This window comes from Gaetbulibacter sp. PBL-D1 (genome assembly GCF_050509525.1).
Lineage (GTDB): Bacteria > Bacteroidota > Bacteroidia > Flavobacteriales > Flavobacteriaceae > Gaetbulibacter_B > Gaetbulibacter_B jejuensis.
The window spans coordinates 37,284-59,548 of the sequence record NZ_JBNWKB010000004.1 but is presented as its reverse complement, the minus strand read 5'-3'; the positions used below and the strand labels follow the sequence as shown (position 1 = coordinate 59,548).

Below are 22,265 nucleotides of genomic sequence, written 5' to 3'. Positions count from 1 at the left end.
TATAGATGAACGTTTTATTTGAATTAACCAATGATGAACTAATAGATCCAATGTATGTAACACCATACTCAGGACTAGAGTTGCCATTATCCTGGGAAAAGGAAGAGTTGCCTAGATATGATTTTCAAAAAAAACTTAAGGATTTAACTTTCATAAAAGAAGATTTTCAATACTTTTTATCATTAGAACAATCAGATAGTAGATGTAATCTTCAAACTCTAAGAGTACTTATTAACTGTGGAATGGATGCTGAAGACACAGAACTTTTTGTTGGTACTTTTTCTATGGCAAATGGTAGTTGGGATTTGGATAAATGCACTGTTAAATTTAAAGTAGATACTGTAGATAGTTATCAATGTATCGATGATAATGATGACGATGTGAATGTTCTAGATTTAGGTTTGACTGAACAAATAATTAGTTTGGGGTTTGAATATAAGTTTGAACAATATTTATGTGTTGGAGGAGATTGTATTGACCATGAAGAATTGATAGAAGATAAATGGGTTCTTTGGTATACATTAGGAAGTGGTAAAAGCTATTTAAGGCAAATAATTAATGCTCCTTGCGACTATATAGCATCTTCTGAATGGATTGTAGTTGAACCCTGTACAAATGGTATTATTAAATATGCTAAAACTTATAGTTATGTTCCTTTTGAACAAACTTATCCAAGTGGTGGTACATCATATTTTTCTCTAGATATAAACCTTGACCCAATCAGCCAAGTAGATAATGGAATGAAATTAATAGAAGTAATGCAGGAACTATTAAATGTTTCATGCAACTCCTATACTTTACAATCGGACTTCTTTCAATGGAACCCAGAAAATGAAACCAACATTAACTATGTTACTGGTGAAACAAACAAATACAGAAACTTAATTCTGTTTCAAAAATCAGATGTAAAACGACCTAACACATCAAACAATGCTACAAAGGCAGAAACTAATTTCATTGAGCTTTTAGAGGAAATTTGCAACATTTTCAACTGTTGGTATACGATTATTGATGATTATTTAAGGATAGAACATGTTAGTTGGTTTCAGAGTAATTTAGGCTTAAACCTTGCTACACCATCCAATAAGGAAAAATATTTAAAAGGCACTAGAAAATATTCCTATGATGAAACGAAATTACCTAATGTAGAAAAGTTTCAATTTATGGAATCAGGATCTATTGATTTTGTTGGCACAGATATTATTTATGACTCGAATTGCACTAACAATAATGAAGAAAACAAATCTGAAACTGTTATTAATAACATTACAACAGATATAGTGTTTTGTCTTGAAAACCCTGAGTCTGAAAGTGATTTAGTTTCAGATGATGGTTTTGTATTGGTAGCATGCGACCAATCTAACAACGTATATTTTGAAAACGGAATTCTTGAAGCTAACACATCTTTGAACAATATTCTAGGTTGGGCTCATCTTCACGATAAATTATTTAGACATGCTAGGGTATTGCCTGAAGGCAACTTAAATAACGAAGACGTTGTTTTTGAAAGTACACTTCCTACTATTAAGCAAGACAAGTTTAATGTGATTATGCCTTGTAGCCAAATAAAACTATTTAACCCATTGGACCAAATAAGAGCAGCTCTTGGTTGGGGATTTGTGCAAACTGCCGAACTTAATTTAATGAACTGCAATTTTAACCTAGAACTTTTACTCAACGAAATACAGGATATCACCTACACATTTGAGTATGGAGACTTTGACGAAGATTTTGACTTTGATTTTGATTAATTATTATGAGCTATTATAACACACACAAAAACCCTTTTCCTTTTTATAATTTAGAAGGCGAAATTTGGACAAACACCAAGCCACTTTGGTTTAAAAACAACTGTGCATCACATTGTTGTTACAATCATAAAATTGGACTAGGCACTCAATTTTTTCAATTAATTATAGATAGTCAAATTGTTGCAGTTAATCAAATTACCGTTAATTTAAGGCGCGTTTCTGATAACACGATAATTAACGACACTATAATAGATTTATTGGTGTATTTGGATTCGACAAGTACAAAACATTTATTGATAGCATTATTAGTTGATGCTTCATTAATGGGAGACGAATACTATATTTCAGTTGAAACAGACTTTGGCAATTATTATTCAGAAATATTTTGTGTAAGCACCATTGATAATAAGTTCGTAACTATTGAATGGGCTAGTACTAAAGGATTAGTTGGTAAATTGTTATACGATAATACATTCAAACACTCCATTAATGTTGAAGCGGTTATTGTTCCGTTAGAGCCAGAGCTTGAAGAGGAAACTGAAGAAGATGGACAGGGTAATGAGTATCCTACACTCCAAAAACTAAGACAAGGTCATCAGCTTTCTTTTATCGTGCCTAATTTTATTGCTCAAGCTATTTCGGCAATCCCACTACATGACAAGGTTAATTTTGTGAATAGATATTTAGGAGAAACGCCTACTGAACTTCAGGAAAAAAACAAGTACGTTACTTGTGTAATTACTCCAGAACAAGATGGTTGTTATTCCTTTGTTGAGATATCATATATAGAAGAAACCATTGTGTCAACAGCTTGTGACAGTCCAATTGCAAATATTGAATTGTTTGATTTAAATCTGTTTTGGACAGATACAGAAGGTACTGAAGATAGAAGTTGTGATAACATACCATGCACTCTAGAAGCTACATCAACTGGTAATATAGAAGTTTTTACTATTGTTGTTAGACAAATAAGTGATGATGGTGGCAATACATGGCAAACCATTGGTTATGGTTTAGGAGATATAGAGCATACATTTTATGAACCTGGTATTTATTCTATTAGGCTATTTATTGTAACTCAATTTGGAGCTCAAATAATTAGCAATATTTTAAATTATGAAGTGACTTAGAAAACATTGTTTTCTTTTTCATATATTTGCTACACGTATGATACCGAAGTCATCCTAACTTCACACAGGAGAATCATCCACTCTAAAGGATTCTTAAGGAGGATTTGACGCCTCAACAAAAGTCATAATAATCAAAGTTTAATTTTTTAAAAATCGTTTATTATGCCAAATACACAGTGTAACGATACAGATACGCTCTGTCCTGAGAACTGCGATGACCAACAACTACCTTCAGTTGATTTTGACGATTGTTCCCCTGAGAATAACTTATCAGAAATTGAATGGATTGCAGTTGCTAGATCTGATGCAGCCGACTTTACAGATGTAGAGGATGGTACCGAATGGACAACCAGAATTGCACAAGAGGCAGCCGAAACACCACCAGATCCAGATGACACAATTCGTATGATTAGGGTTATTGGTGATAAGCCAGCTCCTGAAGTACAAACGCGTGTTGTATCTGGAGGTCGTACTTTACAAACAGGCAAAAACCACACTCTTAATGTGGAGATTGACGAAACCAACGCTATCAACTACGAATTTGCTAGAACTACTGCATGTAACGCAACTTACAAGCTTTGGTATATCACTAGAGCAGGTTTAGTATATGGTGGTATTTGTGGAATTAAAGCACAAATGGTACTTAATCTTGTACAAAACAGAGGAGAAGGTGAAATTGAAAAGTACATTGGTACTGTTACCTGGTCTGACAAGATAGACCCACCAAGAGCCAACTTCCCATTGGCAGGTGAAGTTAACTTCTAATAATCTTTTGAAACTTTTACTATGACAATTCAAGAGATTTATAGTGCAATTGTTAACTGGGTACAAACAGGAATACCTTTAAATGTAAAGTCCTCTAACGTGAGGACTTTACTTACTAACATTACTAAAAGAATTGATGTTCAAGAAACTGGTAGGCTTAAAATTGTTAAGTACCCTCCTAATACTTCTATTGATTTAGAAATTGGTGATAGGGTAACAGGTATTGTTGAAAATACTTTTTTAGATTGGGCTATCTATATTGGTGGCAATATCAATTTATTGTCTAGCTATCTTATTGTTTCAGGCCCTGGAGCACAATTCAACCCTAGCGAAAATCAATATGATACAATCTCAGGTGTTGACCAGTTATTGGATGACCAAGACAATCAAACACAGGGTTTTAATCAATATGTCGCTGATGCAGGAGAGGATCCAACTGTTGAAAGTGGAGAACCTGCAGTCTATTATTATTTAGGAACTACAAACGGTGATCTTTCCGATTATATAAAACTATCAAACGAAGAAGTTCAACAACTTCAGTCTAACCATAGATCTTTTAAGGTTAAACAAATTTCAACGACCATGGACGATAGTTGCTCCATTGGTCAAATATTAGTTCAAAAAAACAATGACGATGAAATAGAAGCTTTGTTATTTGATTCTAATTACACAAAATACCTAGAACGAAATAAGCAAGATTTAGATGCAGGACATAATGTTTATATCGAACTAGACAATAAAACCAACCCACAAAGAAGCCTTTTTAAAGTTTCAGCTATATCCTATTCTAATGTTTCTAACCTTCATTATAAAGTTGAAGTTTCAAATACTGAACAATCAACAGGTTATTCAATAGGAGATGAAGTAGAAGTAATAGTGTGGAATGATGATGTAGGCGAAGATGTTGATTTATCAGCTTACCAAGAAGTGTCTGAAAAGGGTGTTGCAAATGGATATGCGTCATTAGATAGTGGTGGTAAGGTGCCATCTTCTCAATTACCAAGTTATGTTGACGATGTATTAGAGTTTGATGATTTAGCTAGTTTCCCAGCAACAGGAGAGACTGGAAAAATATACGTAGCAAAGGACACTAATAAAACGTATAGATGGACAGGAAGTATCTATGTAGAGATATCTAATCCTGGAGCTCCAACACTTGATGAAGTAACTACAACAGGTAACACTTCGCATAGTGATATAGTTGTACACGCTGAAGCCGCTTTAATGGCAAGCGATGACACCGATGCAGATAACTATATTAAAATATGGTCGGATGAGGGTTACAAATCTTTAATTGAGATTTACGAAGATGGCTTTAAAACTACGTTGTTAGCTAATACCCCTAACTCAAACAGAACATCAAGATTACCAAACAGTACTGGAACACTAGCTAATAAAGTTAATGGACAAAGTGCAGGAACTGATGGTGAAGTGGTAATACCTGACACAACATTTGAAACAGCTTACAATAACCAAGTGCCACAAATTGACTCTGGCGAAATAGCTGCAGGAACAGAAACTACAGTTAGACGATTTTCTCCTGCTGATGTCAAAGCTATGATAGATGAGCATGCGTCTAGTGGTGGTATTGCTCCTCAGTTAAATAGATTAGAACCAATTTCACTTTTGCCGAGTCAAACACAGAACTTAAAGATTTATGTGAGTAATATCGACGAAAATACCACAGTAACTATTGAGAGCCAAACAGTAAATAGTGTTGCCTTGGATTTCGACAATAATGACGTGCCTTATTTAAACTGCTCAGTAACAACAGGTGCTACCGAAGATGATTTCGATGTAACATTGAATAATGGTACAGAAGCGGTGTATGTAGATGCTTTGACCGTTAATCTAGGAGAGGTGTTTATACCGTCAGAATCTGATTGGAGCGAATTATCAAATAGTCCATATATTGAAGATGATGGCGAATTTAAAATAACAACATACTTATCCAGCGCTACAGGTGTTTGGAATAAAGAATTTGACTATACTAAAGATTATATAGTAAGGTTTAAGGTTGCGATTTCCCCGCTTGGTACTCCAATTAATTCTGACCAATATCAAGACCCACACATTGAACTGGTGACGACAGGCGGCAGCCCTCAATTTAGAATGAATTTCTATGTACGAGATACAAGCTACCAGGCAAATATTTACCAATGGAACATAAATGACGGATGGTCTGGACCAAATAGTGGTCAAGGAATTGTTTACACACCTCCAGTTGGGCCATCACAATTAAATAAATTTATTAATTACACAGAAAAACAATTTGAATTTAGGATAATAAGCCAAAACATAAAGATTTATATGGACAATGTTTTACAATGTGATTTAAATGATACAGTTTCTCAAAATTTACAACTCAAAATAAATGTGAACCGTTTTGATGTTGTCAGTATTAAATACATAGAATTACCATGATAAAGACCAACTATATAGCACGTAAGATTAAGCGAGGTTTCGATATTAGGGATAGGCGAAAATTTCCAAACCTATCTGCTTTAAATGAATGGTTGAGTGTTTACACTCAAGATGAATATGATAGCAACAATCATAAGCTTATTAATCCAAGATTGGATTTGGCAAACAATAGAGTTGTTTGTGCTTTTAGAAATAAAACAACTCAAGAGCTTCAGTTAGAAGCTACAGCAATAAGCGAAGCAAACAAATCAGCTATAATTAAAGCTAAGCTCGAAGAAAATGCAATCACAGAACTCACAAATACCAATAATATAGAACAGTTATTAGCCAATCAAGATTTGTTTCCACATTGGAAAAGTGGCGAAGATGTAGTTCCTGAAGATGAGTTAAATAACATTTTACCAACTAGAAGATTAGACTTTAATACTGACAATGAACTTGTGTTATGGGAGTGTTTACAACCACATACAACTCAAGAAGATTGGAGACCAAAAGATACTCCTGCATTATGGAAGCGTGTTGCGCTACCTAATGAGTATTTAGTATGGGTACAACCAACTGGTGCACATGATGCATATGGAGTTGATGATGTAATTTGGTATCCAACTGAAGGTTCTACATTATATATAAGCACTGTAAATGGAAATGTTTATCCTCCTGGAATAGTAGCAGGACAATGGGAAGTTTATAATCCATGATGAAACACCTAACCTACATACTCAACAGCTTCAAAAAAGCAAAGACAAGCACTTTAGCAACACAACTAATTAGTAATAAAGTAGCAAAGTCTTTTATAATGGTTTTTGCTTTTTTCATAGCAACAAGTTACGCATTTTCTCAAGTTATTGAAATAGACACATATAATGTAGAGTGTGGAGCCGACAATATATTTCGTCGAAATGAGCGAAGAATGATTGAAACCCTAAGCTTTGGTTGCGCTAAAACAATACTCCTACAAGATAACAGCATCACTTATATCAAAAACGTACAAGGTTTAGGAACACTTAAGCGTGGCGATGTCAAGCAAATTATAACATCGAAATTTTAGACAACATACATGTAACCTATCAAAATCAAGATTGCCAAGAATGACACTAGATATAGCTGATATTAATAAAAATTATTTTGACACCTGTGTGTCTTTGGCATTTGCTAAAACCAATGATGAGGAGCTGTCAAAAGACATCGCTCAGGAAACCATGATCAAAGTTTGGCTTAATCTAGGAGATTATAACAAAAGTAAAGGGACGCTTTTTACTTGGATAAACAAGATTGTTAAAAATACCATTATTGATAATTACCGTCGCACAAAAGACTTCAGTTTTATTAGAGATGTTAACTCACCAATATGGTCAAATTTTACATGTCCATGCCATAATATTGACACTTTGGATTTAGAGATGAACCTTAACAAGATAAGGATAAAGTATCGATTCACTTTGTACCAGTATTACATTGTAGGATTTACGAAGCAACAAATAGCGGATAAGTTCTGCATGACATTATCTGAAGTGAAACACAATATAAGTCAAGGCCTAAAAGCCCTGAGAGAAATATATAGTTAATAACATATCGCAATTGAGGGGTTGTGATAAAAAACCTAATTACCCTAATGAGTTTAAACCAAATTGATACAGCCAAAGAACTACTTAATAATACTGATGCCACAACAGTAGGAGTGTTATTGGCATTGTGTGTTATTTTAATTACAGCCTTAGGGTTGTTATGGAAAAAACTAAACGCAGTACAGGAGCAAAGAGTTAAAGATGCTGAGGATTTTAGAAAGGTCACTATGGAAATGACCGAAAAAACCATTACAGCAATTAACCAAGTTACCGAACTAGCAAAACGACAATAATTATGATGTTTTCTAAAAGTAAAACCGAGAAGATTACCCACCTGAAGCAAGAGCTTACAAGTAGGGTAAAAGATATAAAAGCAGCTGACTTGCTTAAAAACATTGCATTAGCAGATTACTTCTTCAGGAAGTTTAAACAAGAGGATTCAGATATAGTATTCCAAGAACTGGAGCAAATACCAAAAGGAGAACGCATACCATTGCCAACCGTAAAAGGTGGTGCAATTATGACTACCAATAAAACTGAAGATAACCAGAGAAATACACTGTCTTTTGAAACAATATGGACCGTCGGAGCCACACTTGTGATGCATAGACATAGTGATTGTGAAGAGGAGATAATTGTAAACAAAGGAAGCGCTCTTGCAATTATTATAAATGGAAATGAAGAACCAGAAAAATTCACACTTAAAGAAGGTGATAAACTACGTTTTGGAGCAAACATAAAACACCAAGTAACAGCATTGGAAAGCTGCGATATGAAGGTTAATTTTTATAAAGTATAGCTATGAATTTACACAAAAAATACAAAACGTTATTGAAGCAAAATGGAATAACCACACCTTTGCGATTAGCTCACTTTTTTGCACAGATACACCATGAAAGCAACTTAAAACCAGTTGAGGAGAATTTAAACTACTCTTCTACTGCTTTATTGAGAGTGTTTAAAAAGTATTTTACTTACTCTCAATCTCTTGAATATGCGCGTAAGCCTGAAGCTATTGCTAATAGAGTTTATGCTAATAGAATGGGTAATGGTAACGAAATGTCTGGAGATGGATGGAAATATAGAGGAAGAGGCTTTATACAACTTACAGGTAAGAATAATTATAAAGCTATTACCAAAGATACTGGTATTGATTATTTGAATAATCCAGAATTGCTTTTAAAAGAAGCTGATGCAATGATATCTGCTTTATGGTATTGGAACAATCACAATCTTAATCATTATGCTGACCGTGATGATTTAATGACTATTACTAAAAGAATAAATGGAGGCTATAATGGTTTAGCACATCGTAGAGAGCTTCTAGAATATTATAAATCGATTTTTATTGTTTAACCTAAATTTTTTTAATTATGAAAAGAGTATTATCAATCATTTTAGCAATTGTAGCTATTGCCTCATTTGCATTCGATATTGTAGTAGACAATGCCGAATTATGGAACATTCCTGCAAACACAATAGCAATTGTTTCTTCAATCATTTTTGCAATTCAGCAATTTGTTGAAAAACTAAAAATGTTTACTGAAGATGAAGTCATTTCTTTTGGGAATTATATTTCTGAAAACAATCCATCTGCAAAACACTCAGCTGATGCTTCAGTTAAGTTTAAGCAATGGAAGGAACATTTTAGAGAATAAAAGAACCTCAAATTTCAAAAAGCCCCTAGGCAGTTTTTTCATAAACATGATTTTAGTTAGTTAGTTAATTCCAAAGTCCTAGGGGTTTTTATTATCAATGTTAAAAGTAGTCATCATAATATCAATATTAATAGCATTAAACTTTTTGCTCTTATTTTTTGATTGTCAAAAATGTAGTTCTTATGGAATGGATAAATGTAAACAATAAAATGCCAGAATATGATGGACAGTATTTATGTGTTGTTCATGAAATTGAAGAATGTGGAGCAGAATACAATAGAATCAAAGTAATGACTCAGCACATGGCGATTTTTGTTGAAAACCACAACCAAAGAGTTACCCATTGGATGACACTTCCAGAATTACCTTAAAAATGAAAAACTGGTCAACATCAACAAAAATTATTTTAGGAATAGTAGTAATTCTTATAGGATTATATGTTGCTAATTTAATGCGTCCAGACATTGCTAAAAAGTTCTTTCAGCGTTTTAAAAATGACCTAGAACTTCAAGAGCAGGTTAGTAAAAAAAAATATGATAGTATAGAAGCTATTAGGCAAACTGATTACTTAAAATATGTAGACGAGATAAACTATAAGGACCAGGAGATTGAAGCTATTTATCAACAATTAAAGTATTACAAAACCAAAACCCAACAGTATGAAAAAGAACTTAATGATTACCGTTCTGGTAATTTTGATGAGCGTTTCCGCAAGTTCTCAAATCTTGTTAGAAAAGACAGTATATAAAGGTGAGAATGCTTTTATAGGAAATGAAGCTGCTATGGATAGCATTGCTTCTATGTATATTGCTTTTAAATCACAGTTGAATGAAAACAGTAAACTGTTGGTTGAAATAAGCCTCCTTACAAAAAAACTTGAAAAACTAAACCTGCAGGTTGATTTTTTGCAAAAAGACAACAATAGATTAGAGCTGCAAAAACAAACACTAAATGACCAGATAAGTATTAAGCAACAACTCTATGAAACCGATCTAATGTTATGGAAGGAAAAAGCAAAGGGAAAGTTTAGGAGCTTTATATTTGGAACTGCAATAGGAGGAATAATAGTAGTTATTTTGCATTTACTTTGACCTCCTCTTTAAAGCATATTTTTTCCCATAGGCTTTTGAAATGGTTTTATAATAGCTTATCCTATCATCTATTATTTTAAGTTGAGCATTTGTAGGAGTATAAGTTTTCATAATTCTTTTATAAACTCCTTGGCCTATACTCTCTGTCATTTTATCTATCTCAACATCAATAATATCATCGTCAAGCTTCCACAATGATGAATTTATAAAGTGTTTAAACTCATCGTATGCATTTTTTGTAGCTGCTTTACAAGTAGATTCTAATATTTCAATATCCATATTTAATTGAATAAATCATTTGCGCTATATCCTAAAATACATAGACTAGCAAACCAACATAAAAAAAGTATTACTATATCAATCATAAATTTACATTTACTCTTTTGGCTTCTTCAAGCATTCTTATTTTTTTTCTAGTATCATAGTGTTCATCATTCATTCTGGTCGATTTATGGCCATTAATTCCAGCTGCTAAATTTTTATCATACAAATCGATAACTTTGGTAGTATGCAAATGCTTAAGGCTATAAAAGTCTGCGGTTACATTTAATTTGTTTTTTACATACTTTCTCCATTTGTTTGAAACCTGTCTAGCTGCTATTTTGGTTTTGCCTGGACAAAAGTTATATGAAAAAATATAATCTTTTTCGTCAGCTGCCAAATACAATTCATTCCAATACTTAAAAGAATTTATATTTATAGCTCTCCATTGCTCTTCAAACTGTCTACCTTTTTTAACTAGAACTTTAAATCTTTCATTTTTGATATCTATATCTTTTCTCTTTACGTTAAACAGCTCTGTGGATCTACACCCAGAATGAAAAAACACCTGCATATATCTAAAAAAACCATAGTGGTTTATTCTTAGGTATTCTTTAATTTTTTCTAGCTCATTTTCAGATGGTACTTCTTTTAAACGTTTAGTTTCTTTTTTCTTTGGTATATCGGTAACCACATTATGTTCTATAGCATCTGATAACACAAGTTGCTTAAATACCATTAACATGTACGCTCTAGCTTTGTTAAAGCGTTCATTGGTATAATTATTTTGTTTTTTTTGATTTTCAAGAATGTTATTAACGTGAATTCTTTTAAGGTCTTTAATACGAAGTAAGTGATACCTTAACTGCCTACAGCTTTTATTGAAATACTTGGTTATGGTTTTTATGTCGCTTAATGTAGAGGGTTCACCTTCAATTTTTTTCCTTGCAAGCTCTATGGCTTCACAAACTGTTGTTTCAGGATGTATCTCTGGAGTTAATTCAATATCAGGACCGTTAATGGTTTTTGTTATCGGATTATAACCTTTAACCTTAAGCATGTAAAGTTCTTCATCAATTAATAATTGTGTAGCAGCTCTTCGCTCTTCAAGAGTTTTAAACCTGTTCATTCCTTTAATAGGTATAAGCTTACCGTACTTATATTTATCACTGAATTCAGGATCTCTAAAGTAATATGTTATTCGCCAATTAGATTTTAAAAGCGATTTGCCTCCTGATTTCCAATTCTTAGGATTTACTGTGGGATTGCTGCAAGAACAGCCGTGTGGAAGAAGTATCATAGTCTATTACCGTTTTTATTACCGTTTTATAAAAACTACGACACTAAAAGAGTTTTATTTTTTTCGGATAAACCCCTGTAAAAACAGGGGTTTCCGATGGTGGTGGTGCCTCCAGGAATCGAACCAGGGACACAAGGATTTTCAGTCCTTTGCTCTACCAACTGAGCTAAGGCACCAGTTGCTTAATTGCGGATGCAAATATAAATTCATTTTTATTAAACACAAAAAGAAAAGATATAAAAATTGCTTTTGTAAATTTATAGCTTTAATTAATATCATGAATTTAATAGTAGATGTTGGTAATTCTTATGTGAAATTCGCTGTATTTCAGTCATATGAGTTAATAGATAAAGTGTTTTTTAAATTAGAGGACTTTGAGAAAGAGTTTAAAATAATTTTAAAAAATCACGAAAAAATTAATAGATGTATTGTTTCTTCAGTAGGAAAACTCAATACATCTCATCTAAAAGCAATCCAAAAAAAGCTAGATGTTCTTGTTTTGGACTCTAATACTAAACTTCCGTTTAAAAACTTGTATGACACTCCTAAAACACTTGGTGTAGATAGAATTGCTTTAGTAAGTGCTTCTGTAAAACAGTTTCCTGATAATAATGCTTTAATTATTGATGCAGGTACTTGTATAACTTATGATTTTATTAATACTGAAAATGAATATCTTGGAGGTGCTATTTCACCAGGAATTAGAATGCGATATAAAGCATTAAATAATTTAACTGCAAATCTTCCGTTATTAGATACTGAACTTCCAAAAGACTTTATTGGAACTGCTACAGACAGTTCAATACACTCTGGAGTTGTAAATGGAATTTTAAAAGAAATTGATGGTGTTATAGACCAATATGAAGAAAAATACCCACATTTAACAGTTATTTTAACAGGCGGAGACGCTAATTTCTTGTCAAAACAATTAAAAAATAGCATATTTGCCAACTCTAATTTTCTTTTAGAAGGTTTAAACTTTATTTTAGAATTTAATTCAAACTAATGATAAAAAGACTTGTAGTAGTTTTAATAACTTTTTTTGCATTACAGTCACATGCTCAAGAAGGTACAGCTTCGCCATATTCATTTTACGGAATAGGAAGTTTAAAATTTAAAGGTACAGTTGAGAATAGAAGTATGGGTGGATTGAGCATTTATACTGATAGTATCCATATTAACTTAAGAAACCCAGCAGGATACGCTGGTAATAATCTGAAAATTTGGAACGAAGAAAGCAGACCAGTTAAATTTACAGTAGGAGGAAGCTACTCAAGCACTAATTTAAAGAGTGAATCGCAAAGCGACAATACTAGTACTACAACCTTTGATTACTTTGCGCTTTCTGTTCCAATGGGAAAGTTTGGATTAGGAATGGGTTTATTGCCATACACATCAGTAGGGTATAAAATTGAATCTACCAACGACGACGGAAATATTAATAATAGATATACTGGTGAAGGAGGTCTTAATAAAGCCTTTTTAGGATTGGGATATCAAATTACTGAAGAATTAAGTTTAGGAGTTGATGCTAGCTACAATTTTGGTAATATTCAAAACAATGTAGCAGAGTATAGATATGATGACGATGGAGTATTAATTCAATATGCAACTGTTGAAGCTAATAGGTCTGACTTAAGTGGACTGAACTTCAATATTGGTGTGTCATATAAAACAATGATTAGCGATAAGCTAGAACTTATTTCTGGATTAACCTATTCACCTAAAAGTAAAATTGGTTCAAACAACTCAAGAACCTTTACAACAGGAACAAATACTATTGAAGCCGATTTAGCTGCTGAAGGCTTAGATCAAACCGATTTAACGTTACCTTCAAGCTTTTCTTTTGGTGTTGGTATAGGTCAACCAAGAAAATGGTTTTTAGGAGCTGAATATTCGTCTCAAAATACAAGCGAATTTTCAAACCCAATTTTTTCTATAGATAACACCAACTTTGTAAATGCTTCTTCGTTTTCATTAGGAGGGTTTTATATTCCTAATTACGATTCTTTTTCAGGATATTGGAAAAGAGCTACTTATAGAGCAGGTATGCGCTTTGAACACACAGGTTTAAAAATAAATAATGAGGATATTAGAGAGTTTGGCATGTCTTTTGGAGTTGGATTACCAGTTGGAGGTATGTTTTCTAATGCAAACCTTGGATTAGAGTTTGGTAAGCGTGGAACAACTAACGCAAATTTAATACAAGAGAATTTCATTAATTTCCAACTAAGTTTATCTTTAAACGATAGATGGTTCCAAAAAATTAAATATAACTAACGGTAAAATAATAAAACGATGAAGACTAAAATTACTTTAATACTAGTTGCCTTGTTTATGAGTGTTAACCTTGGTTTTGCTCAGCAAGATGAAGAGTGCATGACCAACTTAACAATCTTTGACGACTATTACAAAAGCAAAAAGTATGATGAGGCTTATGAGCCATGGATGAAAGTTAGAAATAAATGTCCAAAGTTTAATAGAGCTATCTATGCTTACGGAGAAAAAATATTAAAGCACAAAATTGATAACTCTACTGGAGCTGAACAAAAAGCCTATATTGATGATTTAATGTTGTTATGGGATCAAGCTCTAGAATATTTCCCAAGTAAATATGACTTAGGTGAAGTATTATCAGATAAAGGTTTGTTAATGTATGACAATAGAGAAGCTCTTGGAGTTACAGATAAACAATTGTTTGATGCATTTGATAAAGCTTACAAGCAAGATTTAGAGAATTTCACAAGTGCAAAAGGTTTATACGTATACTTTACTTCTATAGTTGATATGTACAAAGCTGGACAAGCGCCAATTCAAGATGTATTTAATAAGTATGATGATATCTCTGATAAAATCGAAACAGAAGTAGGGAACTTTACTGAGAAGTTAAATAAGCTAGTTACTAAAGAAGAGTCTGGTCAAAAATTATCTTCAAAAGAAGAAAAGTATAAAAAGTACTATGAAGACTCATTAGAAGCTTACGATAAGATTTCTGGTAGTATTGATACATATTTAGGTCAGTTAGCTAACTGTGAAAACCTAATTCCTTTATACAAGAAAGATTTCGAAACGTATAAAAACGATGCAGTTTGGTTAAAGCGTGCTGTAAACAGAATGTATAACAAAGAATGTACAGACGATCCATTGTACATTGAGCTAGTAAAAGCTTATGATGCTACTGATCCATCTGCAGATACTAAATACTTTGTAGCTACAATATTATTTAACCAAGGTAAGGATAACGAAGCTATGGATTATTTAAAACAAGCTTTCGACCTTCAAACAGATACTTACAAAAAAGGTAAACTTGCTGAAAAAATTGGTTCTATCTTAAAGAAAAAAGGAAGATATGGAGAAGCTAGAGGTTACTATAGAGAATCTTTAAAGTTAAACCCATCAAACGGAAGACCACACTTGTCTATTGCTGCTATGTATGCTGCTAGTGCAAACAACTGTGGTGATACAAACTTTAACAAAAGAGCAATGTTCTGGTATGCTGCACAAGAAGCACTTAAAGCTGGTAAAGTTGATGCTAACCTTAAGTCGGCTGCAAACCAAACTTACGAGAGCTATATGGCAAAAGCACCTTCAAGAAGTGAGATTTTCTCTTGTAGCTGTTCAGGTCAAGTTATTAAGTTTAACTGCTGGACAGGAGGTAGTGTAACTGTACCAAGTCTTTAATGAAAGCACATATTTTACATAGTATAAAAAACATAGTCACAGTTATTGCTGTGACTATGTTTTTTTCATGTAAAAACAATTTTAAAGAAGTTCAAAAAGTTGGTATTCTGCAAAACGAGCCTATTGGAGAAGCAGAACATATCGATTTAAAATACACCGAAAAACTTGAAGATTCAGGTAAACTAAAGGCAAACTTAAAAAGTCCTAAAATGTTTGATTACTCCAACAGGAGTTTTGCGTTTTCTGAATTTCCTCAAGGCATACATCTTACCGTTTTTGACGAGGAAAATAACAAAAGCGTTATTGTTTCTGACTATGCTATTTTTTATAGCGAAACCGATCTTATAGATCTTCAAGGTAACGTAGTAATTTCTACTCACAGTAGAGATACGCTATTTGCCGAACAACTTTACTACGACCAAAAAAGAGAATGGTTATTTACAAACAAACCCGTAACCTTGCGTTCTGGCTCTGAGATAAGCCACGGAAAAGGTTTTGACTCTGACTCTAACTTTAAAAATTTTGAAGTTACTGAGATGAGTGGTATTGTTTATTTGGATGAATAATTAGTTATCTTTGTTCCAACTAACTTTTATAAAAAATGAAAATTCTTAGCTTTTTTCAATATGTATATGCATTTGTAGCAATTGTTTTTACTTATGATGCTATTACCCAATGGAACGTTGATCGAAACCGTTCTTACATGCTTTTGTTTTTAGCAGCACTTGCAGTATTTATGTTTTTCTTCAGAAAGCGATTTAGAAAAAAAATTGAAGACCGAAATCAAAAATAATATATGGATTTCAGTATCTTGATTATTGTTTTATCACTGCTTTTATCTGCCTTTTTTTCTGGTATGGAAATCGCTTATGTGTCTTCAAACAAGATACACATTGAAATTGAAAAAAAGCAGGACGATTTTCTTGCAAAAATATTAAGACGACTTACCGAAAGACCTTCTAAATATATTGCCACAATGCTTATTGGTAATAATATAGCATTGGTAATTTACGGTTTTGTAATGGGAGATGTTCTTGTTAATTGGTTTCAATCTATTTTGGCCGATTCAGGGTCTGGGTTTGTTCGTTATTTATTATATGACTTAAGCTTACTTTCCCAAACGATTATCTCAACAATAATCATTTTAATAACTGCCGAATTTTTACCAAAGGTATTTTTTCAAATTTATGCTAATTCTTTTCTTAAGATTTTTGCATTACCAGCGTATATTTTTTACCTATTGTTTTGGTTTATTTCCTCTTTTGTCATTTGGATTTCAGACCTTATTTTAAAATACTTTTTTAAAACCGATGGTGACGATGTACAGTTGGCTATGACCAAAGTCGAGCTGGGTAATTACATAAGTGAGCAAATGGAAGCTGTAGAGGAGCATGAAGAAGTAGATAGCGAGATTCAGATTTTTCAAAATGCCTTAGAGTTTTCTGAAGTCAAAACTAGAGAGGTTATGATACCAAGAACCGAAATAGTTGCTGTTGAGGTTAACGATTCTATCAAAAACATCAATAACTTATTTACTACTTCTGGTTTGTCAAAAATCTTGGTATACAAAGACACTATTGATGATGTTTTGGGCTATGTGCATTCTTTTGAGTTGTTTAAAAAACCAAAGTCTATTAAATCCATCACACTCCCTGTAGAGTTTGTTCCAGAAACTATGCTTGCTAAAGATGTGCTTAATATCCTTACTAAAAAGCGAAAAAGTATTGCAGTTGTTATAGATGAGTATGGTGGTACATCTGGTATTATGACGGTTGAAGATATTATAGAAGAATTATTTGGTGAAATTGAAGACGAGCACGATACAGTAGCTTTAATCGAAGAAAAAATTGACGATAAAAACTATAAATTTTCGGCGCGTTTAGAAGTGGATTATCTCAACGAAGCCTATAAACTTAATCTACCAGAAGGCGAAAACTACGAAACTTTAGGAGGCCTAATAGTGGATGAAACCGAAGAAATACCTCAGGTTGATACCCAAGTTGTTATAGAAAATTTCCTGTTTACAATCTTAGAAGTGTCTTCTACAAAAATTGATGTGGTTTCTCTTAAAATCCTTGAAGAAGAATAAACGTTATATTACCATAAAAATCTGTTCTACTACTTTTATTATTTGATATAAAATGGTATTTTCGCGGACTTATATTTTATAAAAGAATACAACAAAATGGCAGTTTTAAATAAAATTAGACAACGTTCACTGTTTTTAATACTAATAATTGCATTAGCATTATTTTCATTTGTACTTTCAGATTTATTCCGAAATAGCAGCGCGCTTTCAGGAGCTTCACAAGATGTTGTGGCTACTGTAAACGGTACTGATATCTTTAGAGAAGATTTTATGAACCAAGTTGAGAACGCTCAAAGAGCTCAAGGACCTGGTGCATCTTCTACACAAACAATGAACAGAATTTATGAGCAAGAAGTAAGAAAAGCAGTTTTAAGTTCACAGTTTGAAGAATTAGGTTTATCTGTTGAGAAAGACCAAATGAGAGAGTTGTTAAAAACTAGTTTTTCTAGCTATCCTGAGTTTAACAACGAAGCTGGTATTTTTGACGAAAATAAGCTTAACGAGTTTATAGCAAACTTAAAAGCAATTCAAAATAATGAGCAAAACAGAGCTCCATTAGGAAACTTCCAACTCAATTATAACGAGTGGGTAACTAACGAAGCTTCTATAGCTAATAGAGCTAAAGAGCAAACATACTTTAATATGATTAGAGCTGGAGTTGTAACTACTTTAGCTGAAGCTGAGACTGAATACTTAATGGAGAATGAAACAGTAGATTTAAAGTTTGTAAATATTCCTTACACTTCAATTGCCGATTCTTTAGTAGAAGTAACAAAATCTGACATTTCAAAATACATCAACGAGCATAAAAGTGAGTATGAAGTAGAAGCAAGTAGAGATATTGTTTATGTTCAATTTGATGAAGTTGCTACTGCGGAAGATGAAAATGAAATCAAAAACAGTTTAACTAATCTATTAGAAGATAGAGTAGAGTTTAATAAAGTAAGTAAGTTAAACGAAACTATTTTAGGGTTTAAAAACACTAAAGATGTAGCAGAGTTTGTAAACTCAAATTCAGATGTAAAATATAACGATAAGTTTTTATTCAAGTCTGCGTTACCTGCATCAATTGCTGATAGTATCTTTAAATTAGAAGTAGGAGAGTTTTATGGTCCTTATAAAGAAAATGGATACTACAGCTTAAGCAAGTTGGTAGCTGAAACTCAAATGGCAGACTCAGTAAAAGTACGTCATATCTTAATTCCTTACATGGGAGCTACAAGAGTTGACCCTACAATCACGACTACTGATGCTCAAGCAAAAGCAAAAGCGGATAGTATTTTATCTGTTATCAAGTCTAAACAAAGTAAGTTTGTTGACCTGTTAGATTTATCTTCTGATACAGTTAGTAATGAAAAACAAGGAGAAATAGAGTTTGGATACAATGATTCTTTTGCTCCTGAGTTTAAAGCATTTTCTTTTGATAATAAAGTAGGTGATATCGATGTGGTTAAAACATCTTTTGGATACCACGTTATTGAAATTTTAGACCAAAAGAACAAAAGTAAAGCTGTTAAAGTAGCTACAGTTTCAAGAACTATAGAGCCTTCTGAAAAAACAATTGACGAAGTATTTAATACAGCATCTAAATTTGAAATAGCACTTCAAGATGGAGATTTCCAAGAAGTAGCTAAAGAAAACAACTACCAAGTAAAACCTGTAAGTTTTAAAGTTTTAGATGAAAACATACCAGGATTAGGAAGTCAAAGAGCTATTGTTCGTTGGGCTTTTGAAGGAGAAACTAAAGTAGGTGACTATAAAAGATTTACAGTTCCTGGAGGAGGTTATGCAGTTGTGCAAGTGGTTAAGAAAAACGAAGCAGGATTAATGTCCCCTGAAAACGCTTCTGCTACAGCAATTAGCAAAATCAGAAATGAGAAGAAAGCTAAAATGATTAAAGATAAAATTTCAGGTTCTACTATAGATGAAATCGCAAAAGCTCATAAAGTAGCAACTTTAACTGCAACAGCAGTAACAATGAAAAGCCCAACAATTTCAGGTGCTGGACGTGAGCCTAAGGTAGTAGGTGTAGCTTTCGGAATGAAAGAAGGCGAAATTTCAAAGCCAATTGATGGTGTTAAAGGTGTATATGTAGTTGAAGTTACTAAAGCAACTCCTGCATCTAAACTAGATAATTACCAACCAATAGCTAACAGATTAAGTGCTACAAGAGGAAGCAGTGTGTTAACAAAAGCATACAATGCACTTAAAGAAGCTAGTGATATCGAAGATAATAGAGCGAATTTCTACTAATAAGAAAGTCACATAATAAAATAAAAACTCCACTGAAAAGTGGAGTTTTTTTATGTGTTTAAATAACCATTTCAGAATAAGGAAGTATTACATCAAAACCTTTGTTTTTAAAATAAGAGCTTGGGTTAGTCTCTGATGTTGCTAAAACAAAATCACCTCCCCAAGCACCAAGACTTTTTACACTTCCGTTAAAGTCGCTAAAAAGAGTGTGTTTTACAGGTTCTTGTTTTGTGAGTTTGCTTATAATACTTTCGTGAGTTGTAATGAGCTTGTTGAATTCTGTTAACGTTTCGCAAGAAATGCAAGCTAAAGTAATAGCATTTATTTCAGAAATAGAAGCACTAATATCTGTTGAGTTAGACTTGTATTGCGCAATACCATCTCTACTGTTTTGTTTTTTGTTAAGGTAAACGAAATAGAGTTGCTCTTTAAAACTAGGGTTAAATTCAACTGTGTTAATTGTTCTACTCTTGTTAGGTTGAAGTTGATAGGTTAATGGAGAACTATGTTGCGCACAAGCAATATCGTAACCACTTCCGCCAAAAGTAAGCCCTAATAGTCTGTAAGCATCTACATTTACCCAATTAGCAATATTGTTAATTAAAGTTGAAGAGGTTCCAAGTCCCCAATGTCTAGGGAAATCCAATAGCGTTGCAATTTCAAAGCCGTTAGAATTTTCAAAAAAGTTTGGGTTAAGTTGTTTTACAGCATTAAATATTTCAATTAGTCGCTTTGAAAATGGGTTGTCGTAATCGCTACTAGAAAGGTGATTTAAAAGAACCACTTCTTCAAACCAAATAGCTCCAGTTTCATCAAAACTTTTCCAAATAATTTTAGGCTCATTAATAGGTTCAACAACCATTGACTGCCCAAATTCGGTTGGAATTGCTAAGGACAAAGCTCCATCCAATACTACATATTCTGCAGTTAGTAATAATTTTCCGTTACTAAAAAAAGTTTGCATTAACGTCTTAAGTTTTCAATAGCTTCAATTACTGCACTATGTGTTATGGTATTGGACTTAAAATGCTCAACAAGTTGTTCTTTTTCTTCTAAAGTTGCTTCAAACTGATTTAAAATATTCATCAAGTGCATTTTCATGTGACCTTGTTGAATTCCAGTAGTTACCAGTGAGCGAATTGCGGCAAAGTTTTGCGCTAATCCAGCAACAGCAACTATTTGCATTAGCTCTTTAGCTGATGGTTTGTTTAGCATTTCTAAAGAAAGTTTTACTAATGGATGTAAACTTGTAAGTCCTCCAACAGTTCCAAGCGCTAGAGGAATTTCAATCCAAAACTTGAAGATGCCATCTTTTACTTCAGCATGTGTAAGACTACTATATACTCCGTTTCTAGAGGCATACGCATGAACTCCCGCTTCAACAGCTCTAAAATCATTACCAGTAGCCAAAACAACAGCATCAATACCATTCATAATGCCTTTGTTGTGAGTTACAGCTCTGTAAGGTTCAACTTCAGCTATATTTACAGCTTGTAAAAACTTATTAGCAAAGTCCTCGCCTGTAATAGAGTTGTCATCACTTAAGGCATTAACAGGACAACTGACTTCGGCTTTTACCAAGCAATCTGGAACATAATTAGATAAAATGCTCATTACAATTTCTATGGAATTGTCAAGTTTGCTTTCAGCTTCAGTTTTTAAAGTTTTAGCAAACTGCTCTAAACAAGAGTTAATAAAGTTTGCTCCCATAGCATCAAGCGTTTCAAAGGTTGCATGCAGTTGATAGTAGCCTTCAATAGCAGTGGTTTTGTCACGTAATTCAATATCTAGAATACCTCCACCACGCGCTTCCATATTTTTGGTAATTACATGAGTGTCTTCAATAAGTTTTGACTTTGTAGAATTGAAAAAAGACTTGAGTTTTTCGGTTTCACCATTAAAAATAAAATGAACTTGTCCAATTTTAGTGGTTGAAATAACTTCAGCTTTAAACCCACCACGATCTGACCAAAACTTAGCAGCTTTACTAGCAGCTGCAACTACTGAACTCTCTTCAATAGCCATTGGAATAGTGTAAGTTTTGTCGTTAATTAAAAAATTGGGAGCAACTCCTAAAGGCAAATAGTAGTTGGTGATTGTGTTTTCAATGAATTCATCATGAAGCTGTTGTAGCTTCTCGTTAGAATTCCAATATTGTTTTAATACAGTTTTAGCAGCTTCTTTATTAGAAAAATAAGTGTCTACAATCCAGTCGATTTTTTTGGATTTGGATAGTTTTGAAAACCCAGAAATAGTTTTGCTCATTAATTTTTATTTATGTCTACAAAGATACTATT

The 22,265-nt window shown here is 33.0% G+C and carries 25 protein-coding genes and 1 tRNA gene; 21 read left to right on the top strand and 5 right to left on the bottom strand.

Going from position 1 to position 22,265, the window contains the following annotated elements:
* The first annotated feature begins 5 nt into the window (after nt 1-5).
* The 14 genes from ACQ0RB_RS04500 (at nt 6) to ACQ0RB_RS04435 (ending at nt 10,384) form a co-directional block, all read left to right on the top strand.
* On the top strand, nt 6-1,751 hold the full coding sequence (locus ACQ0RB_RS04500) for a hypothetical protein (protein WP_430496766.1): 1,746 nt from the start codon (nt 6-8) through the stop codon (nt 1,749-1,751).
* 5 nt (nt 1,752-1,756) lie between these two features.
* Nucleotides 1,757-2,881 (top strand): hypothetical protein, encoded by a 1,125-nt coding sequence (locus ACQ0RB_RS04495; RefSeq protein ID WP_430496764.1) that lies wholly within the window; start codon nt 1,757-1,759, stop codon nt 2,879-2,881.
* A gap of 162 nt (nt 2,882-3,043) precedes the next feature.
* Entirely contained in the window at nt 3,044-3,646 is a 603-nt protein-coding gene (locus ACQ0RB_RS04490; protein ID WP_430496762.1) for a hypothetical protein, read from the top strand.
* Between the two features lie 21 nt (nt 3,647-3,667).
* Nucleotides 3,668-6,070 carry a hypothetical protein gene (locus ACQ0RB_RS04485; protein ID WP_430496760.1) on the top strand — a complete coding sequence of 801 codons (2,403 nt, stop codon included), beginning with the start codon at nt 3,668-3,670 and terminating at the stop codon, nt 6,068-6,070.
* The gene (locus ACQ0RB_RS04480) at nt 6,067-6,768 is read left to right on the top strand and encodes a hypothetical protein (RefSeq protein ID WP_430496758.1); all 702 of its coding nucleotides are present in this window, start codon (nt 6,067-6,069) and stop codon (nt 6,766-6,768) included. The genes ACQ0RB_RS04485 and ACQ0RB_RS04480 overlap by 4 nt, the downstream gene beginning before the upstream one ends.
* Nucleotides 6,765-7,118, top strand: a complete 354-nt coding sequence (locus ACQ0RB_RS04475; RefSeq protein ID WP_430496756.1) for a hypothetical protein — start codon at nt 6,765-6,767, stop codon at nt 7,116-7,118. The genes ACQ0RB_RS04480 and ACQ0RB_RS04475 overlap by 4 nt, the downstream gene beginning before the upstream one ends.
* Nucleotides 7,119-7,158: 40 nt before the next feature.
* Complete coding sequence (locus ACQ0RB_RS04470; protein ID WP_430496754.1) at nt 7,159-7,635, top strand: RNA polymerase sigma factor; 477 nt, start codon at nt 7,159-7,161, stop codon at nt 7,633-7,635.
* 47 nt (nt 7,636-7,682) lie between these two features.
* Nucleotides 7,683-7,928 carry a hypothetical protein gene (locus ACQ0RB_RS04465; protein ID WP_430496753.1) on the top strand — a complete coding sequence of 82 codons (246 nt, stop codon included), beginning with the start codon at nt 7,683-7,685 and terminating at the stop codon, nt 7,926-7,928.
* 2 nt (nt 7,929-7,930) lie between these two features.
* On the top strand, nt 7,931-8,434 hold the full coding sequence (locus tag ACQ0RB_RS04460) for a cupin domain-containing protein (RefSeq protein WP_430496751.1): 504 nt from the start codon (nt 7,931-7,933) through the stop codon (nt 8,432-8,434).
* Between the two features lie 2 nt (nt 8,435-8,436).
* Nucleotides 8,437-8,991: a glycoside hydrolase family 19 protein gene (locus ACQ0RB_RS04455; RefSeq protein WP_430496749.1), complete on the top strand. Its 555-nt coding sequence runs from the start codon at nt 8,437-8,439 to the stop codon at nt 8,989-8,991.
* Between the two features lie 17 nt (nt 8,992-9,008).
* On the top strand, nt 9,009-9,293 hold the full coding sequence (locus ACQ0RB_RS04450) for a hypothetical protein (RefSeq protein WP_430496747.1): 285 nt from the start codon (nt 9,009-9,011) through the stop codon (nt 9,291-9,293).
* 182 nt (nt 9,294-9,475) lie between these two features.
* Nucleotides 9,476-9,664: a DUF551 domain-containing protein gene (locus ACQ0RB_RS04445; protein ID WP_430496746.1), complete on the top strand. Its 189-nt coding sequence runs from the start codon at nt 9,476-9,478 to the stop codon at nt 9,662-9,664.
* Nucleotides 9,665-9,666: 2 nt separating this feature from the next.
* Nucleotides 9,667-10,041, top strand: coding sequence for a hypothetical protein (locus tag ACQ0RB_RS04440; RefSeq protein WP_430496744.1), 375 nt, complete (start codon nt 9,667-9,669; stop codon nt 10,039-10,041).
* Nucleotides 9,953-10,384, top strand: a complete 432-nt coding sequence (locus tag ACQ0RB_RS04435) for a hypothetical protein (RefSeq protein WP_430496743.1) — start codon at nt 9,953-9,955, stop codon at nt 10,382-10,384. The genes ACQ0RB_RS04440 and ACQ0RB_RS04435 overlap by 89 nt, the downstream gene beginning before the upstream one ends.
* Here the strand turns inward: ACQ0RB_RS04435 and ACQ0RB_RS04430 are convergent.
* From ACQ0RB_RS04430 to ACQ0RB_RS04420, 3 genes are all read right to left on the bottom strand, one after another.
* Nucleotides 10,376-10,663, bottom strand: coding sequence for a hypothetical protein (locus ACQ0RB_RS04430; RefSeq protein WP_430496741.1), 288 nt, complete (start codon nt 10,661-10,663; stop codon nt 10,376-10,378). The genes ACQ0RB_RS04435 and ACQ0RB_RS04430 overlap by 9 nt on opposite strands.
* Before the next feature lie 82 nt (nt 10,664-10,745).
* Complete coding sequence (locus tag ACQ0RB_RS04425; RefSeq protein ID WP_430496739.1) at nt 10,746-11,945, bottom strand: tyrosine-type recombinase/integrase; 1,200 nt, start codon at nt 11,943-11,945, stop codon at nt 10,746-10,748.
* Between the two features lie 100 nt (nt 11,946-12,045).
* A tRNA-Phe gene (locus tag ACQ0RB_RS04420) sits at nt 12,046-12,121 on the bottom strand.
* A gap of 101 nt (nt 12,122-12,222) precedes the next feature.
* Between ACQ0RB_RS04420 and ACQ0RB_RS04415 the strand changes: the two genes are divergently transcribed.
* From ACQ0RB_RS04415 to ACQ0RB_RS04385, 7 genes are all read left to right on the top strand, one after another.
* A complete protein-coding gene (locus ACQ0RB_RS04415) occupies nt 12,223-12,951 on the top strand; it encodes a type III pantothenate kinase (protein ID WP_131506037.1) in 729 nt (242 codons plus the stop codon).
* Nucleotides 12,951-14,225, top strand: coding sequence for a hypothetical protein (locus ACQ0RB_RS04410; protein WP_430496736.1), 1,275 nt, complete (start codon nt 12,951-12,953; stop codon nt 14,223-14,225). Before ACQ0RB_RS04415 ends, ACQ0RB_RS04410 begins: the two co-directional genes overlap by 1 nt.
* An 18-nt stretch (nt 14,226-14,243) precedes the next feature.
* The gene (locus ACQ0RB_RS04405; RefSeq protein WP_430496734.1) at nt 14,244-15,626 is read left to right on the top strand and encodes a tetratricopeptide repeat protein; all 1,383 of its coding nucleotides are present in this window, start codon (nt 14,244-14,246) and stop codon (nt 15,624-15,626) included.
* Nucleotides 15,626-16,192 (top strand): LPS export ABC transporter periplasmic protein LptC, encoded by a 567-nt coding sequence (lptC, locus tag ACQ0RB_RS04400; protein ID WP_134198586.1) that lies wholly within the window; start codon nt 15,626-15,628, stop codon nt 16,190-16,192. Before ACQ0RB_RS04405 ends, lptC begins: the two co-directional genes overlap by 1 nt.
* A gap of 35 nt (nt 16,193-16,227) precedes the next feature.
* Nucleotides 16,228-16,419: a hypothetical protein gene (locus ACQ0RB_RS04395; protein WP_129759347.1), complete on the top strand. Its 192-nt coding sequence runs from the start codon at nt 16,228-16,230 to the stop codon at nt 16,417-16,419.
* Between the two features lie 3 nt (nt 16,420-16,422).
* Nucleotides 16,423-17,715, top strand: a complete 1,293-nt coding sequence (locus tag ACQ0RB_RS04390) for a hemolysin family protein (RefSeq protein WP_262732171.1) — start codon at nt 16,423-16,425, stop codon at nt 17,713-17,715.
* Nucleotides 17,716-17,811: 96 nt separating this feature from the next.
* Nucleotides 17,812-19,968 (top strand): SurA N-terminal domain-containing protein, encoded by a 2,157-nt coding sequence (locus tag ACQ0RB_RS04385; protein ID WP_430496731.1) that lies wholly within the window; start codon nt 17,812-17,814, stop codon nt 19,966-19,968.
* A gap of 58 nt (nt 19,969-20,026) precedes the next feature.
* On the opposite strand, the gene ACQ0RB_RS04380 is transcribed toward ACQ0RB_RS04385, so the two are convergent.
* Both ACQ0RB_RS04380 and ACQ0RB_RS04375 read right to left on the bottom strand, forming a co-directional pair.
* Entirely contained in the window at nt 20,027-20,932 is a 906-nt protein-coding gene (locus ACQ0RB_RS04380; RefSeq protein ID WP_430496729.1) for a GYDIA family GHMP kinase, read from the bottom strand.
* A complete protein-coding gene (locus ACQ0RB_RS04375; RefSeq protein WP_430496727.1) occupies nt 20,932-22,233 on the bottom strand; it encodes a hydroxymethylglutaryl-CoA reductase, degradative in 1,302 nt (433 codons plus the stop codon). Before ACQ0RB_RS04375 ends, ACQ0RB_RS04380 begins: the two co-directional genes overlap by 1 nt.
* Between the last annotated feature and the right edge of the window lie 32 nt (nt 22,234-22,265).

Excerpts from the sequence above, each read along its gene's own strand:
- ACQ0RB_RS04500 (WP_430496766.1), top strand. The coding sequence starts at position 6 with ATGAACGTTTTATTTGAATTAACCAATGATGAACTAATAGATCCAATG.
- ACQ0RB_RS04495 (WP_430496764.1), top strand. The coding sequence starts at position 1,757 with ATGAGCTATTATAACACACACAAAAACCCTTTTCCTTTTTATAATTTA.
- ACQ0RB_RS04490 (WP_430496762.1), top strand. The coding sequence starts at position 3,044 with ATGCCAAATACACAGTGTAACGATACAGATACGCTCTGTCCTGAGAAC.
- ACQ0RB_RS04485 (WP_430496760.1), top strand. The coding sequence starts at position 3,668 with ATGACAATTCAAGAGATTTATAGTGCAATTGTTAACTGGGTACAAACA.
- ACQ0RB_RS04480 (WP_430496758.1), top strand. The coding sequence starts at position 6,067 with ATGATAAAGACCAACTATATAGCACGTAAGATTAAGCGAGGTTTCGAT.
- ACQ0RB_RS04475 (WP_430496756.1), top strand. The coding sequence starts at position 6,765 with ATGATGAAACACCTAACCTACATACTCAACAGCTTCAAAAAAGCAAAG.
- ACQ0RB_RS04470 (WP_430496754.1), top strand. The coding sequence starts at position 7,159 with ATGACACTAGATATAGCTGATATTAATAAAAATTATTTTGACACCTGT.
- ACQ0RB_RS04465 (WP_430496753.1), top strand. The coding sequence starts at position 7,683 with ATGAGTTTAAACCAAATTGATACAGCCAAAGAACTACTTAATAATACT.
- ACQ0RB_RS04460 (WP_430496751.1), top strand. The coding sequence starts at position 7,931 with ATGATGTTTTCTAAAAGTAAAACCGAGAAGATTACCCACCTGAAGCAA.
- ACQ0RB_RS04455 (WP_430496749.1), top strand. The coding sequence starts at position 8,437 with ATGAATTTACACAAAAAATACAAAACGTTATTGAAGCAAAATGGAATA.
- ACQ0RB_RS04450 (WP_430496747.1), top strand. The coding sequence starts at position 9,009 with ATGAAAAGAGTATTATCAATCATTTTAGCAATTGTAGCTATTGCCTCA.
- ACQ0RB_RS04445 (WP_430496746.1), top strand. The coding sequence starts at position 9,476 with ATGGAATGGATAAATGTAAACAATAAAATGCCAGAATATGATGGACAG.
- ACQ0RB_RS04440 (WP_430496744.1), top strand. The coding sequence starts at position 9,667 with ATGAAAAACTGGTCAACATCAACAAAAATTATTTTAGGAATAGTAGTA.
- ACQ0RB_RS04435 (WP_430496743.1), top strand. The coding sequence starts at position 9,953 with ATGAAAAAGAACTTAATGATTACCGTTCTGGTAATTTTGATGAGCGTT.
- ACQ0RB_RS04430 (WP_430496741.1), bottom strand. The coding sequence starts at position 10,663 with ATGGATATTGAAATATTAGAATCTACTTGTAAAGCAGCTACAAAAAAT.
- ACQ0RB_RS04425 (WP_430496739.1), bottom strand. The coding sequence starts at position 11,945 with ATGATACTTCTTCCACACGGCTGTTCTTGCAGCAATCCCACAGTAAAT.
- ACQ0RB_RS04415 (WP_131506037.1), top strand. The coding sequence starts at position 12,223 with ATGAATTTAATAGTAGATGTTGGTAATTCTTATGTGAAATTCGCTGTA.
- ACQ0RB_RS04410 (WP_430496736.1), top strand. The coding sequence starts at position 12,951 with ATGATAAAAAGACTTGTAGTAGTTTTAATAACTTTTTTTGCATTACAG.
- ACQ0RB_RS04405 (WP_430496734.1), top strand. The coding sequence starts at position 14,244 with ATGAAGACTAAAATTACTTTAATACTAGTTGCCTTGTTTATGAGTGTT.
- lptC (WP_134198586.1), top strand. The coding sequence starts at position 15,626 with ATGAAAGCACATATTTTACATAGTATAAAAAACATAGTCACAGTTATT.
- ACQ0RB_RS04395 (WP_129759347.1), top strand. The coding sequence starts at position 16,228 with ATGAAAATTCTTAGCTTTTTTCAATATGTATATGCATTTGTAGCAATT.
- ACQ0RB_RS04390 (WP_262732171.1), top strand. The coding sequence starts at position 16,423 with ATGGATTTCAGTATCTTGATTATTGTTTTATCACTGCTTTTATCTGCC.
- ACQ0RB_RS04385 (WP_430496731.1), top strand. The coding sequence starts at position 17,812 with ATGGCAGTTTTAAATAAAATTAGACAACGTTCACTGTTTTTAATACTA.
- ACQ0RB_RS04380 (WP_430496729.1), bottom strand. The coding sequence starts at position 20,932 with ATGCAAACTTTTTTTAGTAACGGAAAATTATTACTAACTGCAGAATAT.
- ACQ0RB_RS04375 (WP_430496727.1), bottom strand. The coding sequence starts at position 22,233 with ATGAGCAAAACTATTTCTGGGTTTTCAAAACTATCCAAATCCAAAAAA.